The organism is Aquimarina algiphila, from assembly GCF_007489275.1.
Taxonomy (GTDB): Bacteria; Bacteroidota; Bacteroidia; order Flavobacteriales; family Flavobacteriaceae; genus Aquimarina; species Aquimarina algiphila.
In genome coordinates this window covers 1-421 of sequence record NZ_VLNR01000206.1, presented here as the reverse complement: position 1 = coordinate 421, position 421 = coordinate 1, and the positions used below count along the sequence as shown (strand labels likewise).

At 35.6% G+C, this 421-nt stretch carries 1 protein-coding gene; it reads right to left on the bottom strand.

Features of this window, described 5'->3' with window-relative positions:
* Nucleotides 1-74: 74 nt before the first annotated feature.
* A partial coding sequence (locus FOF46_RS32130; protein WP_167572043.1) for a hypothetical protein occupies nt 75-421 on the bottom strand: 347 nt, incomplete at its 5' end.

The following is a 421-nucleotide window of genomic DNA, read 5'->3' as shown; positions in this document are numbered from 1 at the left end:
CAAGTTATTTAATACACACACTTTTGGGGGTGGGTCAATTTAAACAAGAATAGGTGGGTCAGTTTAAATAGGATTTACTGGGTCAATATAATAGGAATAGGTGGGTCAGTTTGGCAAGAATTTCCAGTTAATCCCTTTAATGTCTTATATTGTTGCTTGGTGAGGATTGCAGTCTCAGAATTCTTCCAAACAACATAATAACCAAATGAAGCCATATTTAATGCATCACGCTCTCCACTACATAAAACCACCTGATCTAATTTAATATTAGATTTCCTTGTAGTATCATCAATATCTTTCTTCGCTTCCTCATTTAAAAGTGATGTATGACCTGCTTTAGCATCTGATAATCCAAACAGAAAGTTTTCAGGACGACCTCCTGCATATCTAAACCTATAGGATTTATCTGCGGATTTTGGCT